The organism is Caballeronia sp. (assembly GCF_028292365.1).
Lineage (GTDB): Bacteria > Pseudomonadota > Gammaproteobacteria > Burkholderiales > Burkholderiaceae > Caballeronia.
In genome coordinates this window covers 1-5,579 of sequence record NZ_JAQGMM010000407.1, presented here as the reverse complement: position 1 = coordinate 5,579, position 5,579 = coordinate 1, and the positions used below count along the sequence as shown (strand labels likewise).

Below are 5,579 nucleotides of genomic sequence, written 5' to 3'. Positions count from 1 at the left end.
TTTGCAGCTCTGATCCGCGCCACAAACAGCGTCAAGGCTGAACGCCGCGCTTTTTGCTTGCGCTTTTTGTTTGAGGAAAAACAATGGCTCGTATCGCAGGGGTTAACATCCCGAATCACCAGCATACTGAAATCGGCCTCACGGCTATTTTCGGTGTAGGCCGCACGCGCGCACGCAACATTTGCGTCTCGTCTGGTGTGGAGTTTTCGAAGAAGGTCAAAGACCTCACTGACGCAGACCTCGAAAAGCTGCGAGAAGAAGTGGGTAAGTTCATCGTCGAAGGCGACCTGCGTCGTGAAGTGACGATGAACATCAAGCGCCTGATGGACCTGGGCTGCTATCGTGGCGTACGCCATCGCAAGGGCCTGCCCATGCGTGGTCAACGCACACGTACGAATGCCCGTACCCGCAAGGGTCCGCGTCGTGCAGCGCAATCGCTGAAGAAGTAAGCGGAATTGATAGTTACAGGAAAACGTAATGGCTAAGGCTTCGAACAACTCCGCGGCGCAACGCGTTCGCAAGAAGGTAAAGAAGAACGTCGCCGAGGGCGTAGTTCACGTTCACGCGTCGTTCAACAACACCATCATCACGATCACCGATCGCCAAGGCAATGCACTCGCCTGGGCAACGTCGGGTGGCCAGGGCTTCAAGGGTTCGCGTAAATCGACTCCCTTTGCTGCTCAGGTCGCAGCCGAATCGGCTGGTCGCGTGGCGATGGAATACGGCGTGAAGAACCTCGAGGTGCGGATCAAGGGCCCTGGTCCTGGCCGTGAATCGGCGGTGCGTGCGCTGCATGGTCTTGGCATCAAGATCACCGCAATCTCCGACGTGACACCGGTTCCGCACAACGGCTGCCGTCCGCCGAAGCGTCGTCGTATCTAAGACGTCGCGTAACGCCTTGACCTGTTGACGCTCGCGCGTCGACAGGTTGCTTGCGTTATGGAATCTGCGTGAAGAATACTGACTAAGCCCACCGTTCGATCCATCGAGTTCGAACTAGCGCGAACGACCTTCGCGTGATCAATTATTAAGGATGCAAAGTGGCACGTTATACCGGTCCAAAAGCAAAGCTGTCCCGCCGTGAAGGTACTGATCTTTTCCTGAAGAGCGCACGTCGCTCCCTCGCCGACAAGTGCAAGCTCGATAGCAAGCCGGGTCAGCATGGCCGCACGTCTGGCGCGCGTACGTCCGACTACGGTACGCAGTTGCGTGAAAAGCAAAAAGTGAAGCGTATTTATGGCGTTCTCGAACGTCAGTTCCGCCGTTACTTCGCTGAAGCTGATCGCCGCAAGGGCCCGACGGGCGAAAACCTGCTGCAATTGCTCGAGTCGCGTCTTGATAACGTCGTGTATCGCATGGGCTTCGGTTCAACGCGTGCTGAAGCGCGTCAGCTGGTCGGCCACAAGTCGATCACGGTGAACGGCGTTGTGAACAACATCCCGTCGATGCAAGTTAAGGCCGGTGATGTGGTTGCTGTTCGCGAACAGTCGAAGAAGCAAGTGCGGATTCTGGAAGCGCTGAACCTGGCCGAACAAGGCGGAATGCCGAGCTGGGTTGCGGTCGATGCCAAGAAGTTCGAAGGCACGTTCAAGTCGATGCCGGAACGCAGCGATATCGCTGGCGACATCAACGAAAGCCTGATCGTCGAATTGTATTCGCGGTAAATCGGATTAACGGCCGGGGAGCCCTGATTGCCGAAGGCAAGGGGTTACCTCGGCTGTTTATTTTCGGGTTGTCACCGGTCAGCCTTATCGGCGTAACGAGCCGAGGGTATTGAAAAGGAAAACCTATGCAAACCAGTTTGTTGAAGCCCAAGATTATTGCAGTTGAATCGCTTGGCGACAGTCACGCGAAAGTGGTCATGGAGCCGTTCGAACGCGGTTATGGTCACACCTTGGGTAATGCGCTTCGGCGTGTGCTGTTGTCGTCGATGATTGGTTATGCGCCGACCGAAGTGACGATTGCTGGCGTCGTGCACGAATATTCTACGCTCGACGGCGTGCAAGAAGATGTGGTCAACCTGCTGTTGAATTTGAAGGGCGTCGTTTTCAAGCTGCATAACCGCGACGAAGTCACGGTTACGCTGCGCAAGGAAGGCGAAGGCGTTGTCACGGCTGGCGATATCGAACTCGCTCACGATTGCGAAGTCATCAATCCGGGTCACGTGATTGCGCATCTGTCGAAGGGCGGAAAGCTCGACGTTCAGATCAAGATTGAAAAGGGCCGCGGTTATGTGCCGGGCAACGTGCGCCGTTATGGCGAAGATTCGGCGAAGATCATTGGCCGTATTGTGCTGGACGCGTCATTCTCGCCGGTTCTCCGTGTGAGCTACGCCGTTGAAAGCGCTCGCGTTGAACAGCGCACCGACCTCGACAAGCTCGTGATGAACATTGAAACCAACGGCGTGATTTCGCCCGAGGAAGCAATTCGTCAATCGGCTCGTATCCTGGTCGACCAGTTGTCGGTATTCGCGGCACTGGAAGGCACGGAAGCAGCGGCAGAAGCACCGTCGCGCGCGCCGCAGATCGATCCGATCCTGTTGCGTCCGGTGGACGATCTCGAACTGACGGTGCGTTCCGCGAACTGCCTGAAGGCCGAGAACATCTATTACATCGGCGATTTGATTCAGCGCACGGAAAACGAATTGCTCAAGACGCCTAACCTCGGTCGCAAGTCGCTGAACGAGATCAAGGAAGTCCTGGCTTCGCGTGGTCTGACGTTGGGTATGAAGCTCGAAAACTGGCCGCCGGCTGGTCTCGACAAGTAAGATTCAGGCAGTACGCCTGACTGGCAAAGATGCGGATTTTCCTTTAAAATCCGCATCTTGCTTTTTCTACGACCGGCCCGTGCGCTCACGAGAGACTCTCGAGAGACGCAATAGAAGAGCTGGATCTAAACTTGATTAATTAGGAACTTCAAAATGCGCCATAAACATGGTTTGCGGAAACTGAACCGCACGAGCAGCCACCGTCTGGCTATGCTCCGTAATATGTCGAACTCGCTGATCGCGCACGAAGTCATCAAGACGACGCTGCCGAAAGCTAAAGAACTTCGTAAAGTCGTTGAGCCGCTGATCACGCTCGGCAAGAAGCCGTCGCTGTCAAATCGTCGTCTGGCGTTCAACCGCCTGCGCGATCGTGACTCCGTCGCGAAGCTGTTTGAAGTGCTCGGCCCGCGCTTTGAAAAGCGTCCGGGTGGATATCTGAGCATCCTGAAATTCGGCTTCCGCCAAGGCGACAACGCGCCGATGGCGCTGGTCATGCTGATGGATCGTCCGGAACTCGCGGACGGCGACGACGTGCAAGAAGCTGAATAACCTAGCACGCTGTTGATCGAAAAAAGGCCAAGCTCTGCTTGGCCTTTTTCTATTTGTGCGCCGGGTTTGCGCTGCTGATTGTTAGGGCGTGAGTCCCAAGTCATAGGCTGATTGGCTGAATGCGGGTTATCGACGTCCAGTGCTAGGATTGCGTGCATATCCACCGCATCGGAGCTTTTTCGTGAACACGCCGGTTGTCCTCGTTCTCACGACGCTGCCTGACAGCGAGGCCGCGTCAACCCTCGCGCAGCAAGCCATCGATGCACGGCTTGCCGCCTGTGTGACGGAGCTGGGCACGGTCAAGTCGAGGTATCGGTGGGAAGGTAAGGTAGAGGTTGCTGAGGAGCTTCAGCTCCTGTTCAAGACAAGCCTCGCACGCGGCGACGAACTGACGCGCTTTATCGAAGCGAATCATCCTTATGAAACACCTGAAGTTGTCTCGTGGCAGGCAGATGCTTCGGCTGCTTATGGGCAATGGATCACCGCGGAAACTCAACGTCCTCTTAATGTTTAAGTCCTTTGCCTTCTCCGCGCGCCGGCCGCTCGATGCAGTGCTCATGCTCGTATCGTGTTTCGCGTTGCTGCTCTGCTCGATCTCGCCAGGCCATGCCGCCGACGATTTTCTCGACCCCGCCGTCGCGTTCAAATTCAGTGCTTCGGAAAAACTGGGCGAAATCGACGTGCGATATAAGGTCGCAGATGGCTATTACATGTATCGCGAGCGTTTCGCGTTTGCGGTGAAAAACGGCGCGGCGACGCTCGGCGAACCGCAATTGCCCGCGGGCAAGGTTCACTTCGACCAGACGTTTAACAAGGACGTGGAAACGTATCGCGGCGAACTTGTGATCCGGATTCCGGTGAAGCAGGCTTCCGGCCCTTTCGATATTGCCGTCACGTCGCAGGGCTGTGCCGATCAGGGCATTTGTTATCCGCCGATGGAGCGCGTTTACCGCGTCAGTGGCGCCGCGCTGCAAGCCGCCAGTGCCAGTCGTCAAACGCCAACGGTCAGCGCCAGTGACGTGCCCTGGTACGAACGCGCGACCAACGCCGATTACGCGCAATCCCTGCTCGAAAGCGGGGGCTTTTTCGCAATCGTCGGTTTGTACTTTGTAGCTGGCGTCGTGTTGAGCCTGTTGCCGTGCTCTTATCCGATGATTCCCATTCTCTCGGCGATCATCATTGGTGAAGGCGCGCGCGTGACGCGCTCGCGTGGATTCGGATTATCGGTGGCGTACGTGTTCGGCATGGCGCTCGTCTACACCGCGCTAGGGGTGCTCGCCGCGATGATCGGGCAGAGTCTTGGGGCGTGGCTCCAGAATCCCTGGGTGCTCGGCGCGTTCGGCGTGCTGCTGGCGGTATTCGCGCTCACGCTGATTGCAGGTGTCGATATCGCATTGCCGGCGCGCTGGCAAAACAGCGTCAACGAGGCGTCGCAGAAGCGATCGGGCGGGAAGGTTGCGGCGGTCGTCGTGATGGGCGCGTTGTCGGCGCTCGTGGTCGGCGCGTGCATGACCGCGCCGCTCTTTGCCGTGCTCGCATTTATCGCGCATACGGGCAATGCGCTGCTCGGCGGTGTGGCGTTATTTTCCATGGGCGTCGGACTCGGCGTGCCGCTGCTGATCATCGGACTTGGTGCGGGGACGCTGCTGCCGCGCGCGGGGAACTGGATGGACGGCGTGAAGGTTTTCTTCGGCGTTGTGTTACTCGCGGCGGCACTGTGGATTGTGTGGCCCGTGCTCAGCGCGGTCGCGCAGATGGCTCTGGCGGCGTTGTGGCTGCTTGCGGCGGCTGCGGCGTTGGGACTGTTCACATCGGGCGCTGCAGGGGTGTCGATCTGGCGCAAGCTGGCTCGTGGATTCGGCGCTGCGCTCGCTATCTGGGGCGCTACGCTGCTCGTTGGACTCGCGGCGGGATCCACGGATCCGCTTCGGCCACTGGCCGTATTTGCTGCGCGCACAGGCTCCAGCGCCAGTGCACAGCAATCAGCGCCTGGAGAGACGTTCGCACCGGTAAAGTCATCGGCGGAGCTGGACCTGGCGCTCAAGGCCGCCAGTCGGCCGGCCATGCTGGATTTCTATGCCGACTGGTGCGTGTCGTGCAAGGAAATGGAGCATCTCACGTTCAGCGATCCGCGGGTACGTGCGCGTCTCGCGCAACTTAACCTGCTGCGCGCGGACGTCACGGCGAATAACCCCGACGATCAGGCGTTGCTCAAACGCTTCAAATTGTTCGGGCCTCCGGGGATCATCTTCTTCGATGCGCA

7 protein-coding genes are annotated in these 5,579 nt (G+C 58.0%); all 7 read left to right on the top strand.

Annotation, left to right across the window (positions count from 1 at the left end):
- Positions 1-83: 83 nt before the first annotated feature.
- Positions 84-449, top strand: a complete 366-nt coding sequence (rpsM, locus tag JWR14_RS24350; protein WP_062000484.1) for a 30S ribosomal protein S13 — start codon at positions 84-86, stop codon at positions 447-449.
- Positions 450-477: 28 nt separating this feature from the next.
- Positions 478-882 (top strand): 30S ribosomal protein S11, encoded by a 405-nt coding sequence (gene rpsK / locus JWR14_RS24345; protein ID WP_006052224.1) that lies wholly within the window; start codon positions 478-480, stop codon positions 880-882.
- Between the two features lie 158 nt (positions 883-1,040).
- Positions 1,041-1,664: a 30S ribosomal protein S4 gene (rpsD, locus tag JWR14_RS24340; RefSeq protein WP_031361561.1), complete on the top strand. Its 624-nt coding sequence runs from the start codon at positions 1,041-1,043 to the stop codon at positions 1,662-1,664.
- Between the two features lie 125 nt (positions 1,665-1,789).
- A complete protein-coding gene (gene rpoA / locus JWR14_RS24335; protein WP_047845349.1) occupies positions 1,790-2,767 on the top strand; it encodes a DNA-directed RNA polymerase subunit alpha in 978 nt (325 codons plus the stop codon).
- A 153-nt stretch (positions 2,768-2,920) separates the two neighbouring features.
- Positions 2,921-3,316, top strand: a complete 396-nt coding sequence (gene rplQ, locus JWR14_RS24330) for a 50S ribosomal protein L17 (RefSeq protein WP_299713213.1) — start codon at positions 2,921-2,923, stop codon at positions 3,314-3,316.
- Between the two features lie 181 nt (positions 3,317-3,497).
- Positions 3,498-3,830, top strand: coding sequence for a divalent-cation tolerance protein CutA (gene cutA / locus JWR14_RS24325; protein ID WP_299713210.1), 333 nt, complete (start codon positions 3,498-3,500; stop codon positions 3,828-3,830).
- The coding region (dsbD, locus tag JWR14_RS24320) for a protein-disulfide reductase DsbD (RefSeq protein WP_299713207.1) at positions 3,823-5,579 on the top strand (1,757 nt) is incomplete at its 3' end. The genes cutA and dsbD, both read left to right, overlap by 8 nt.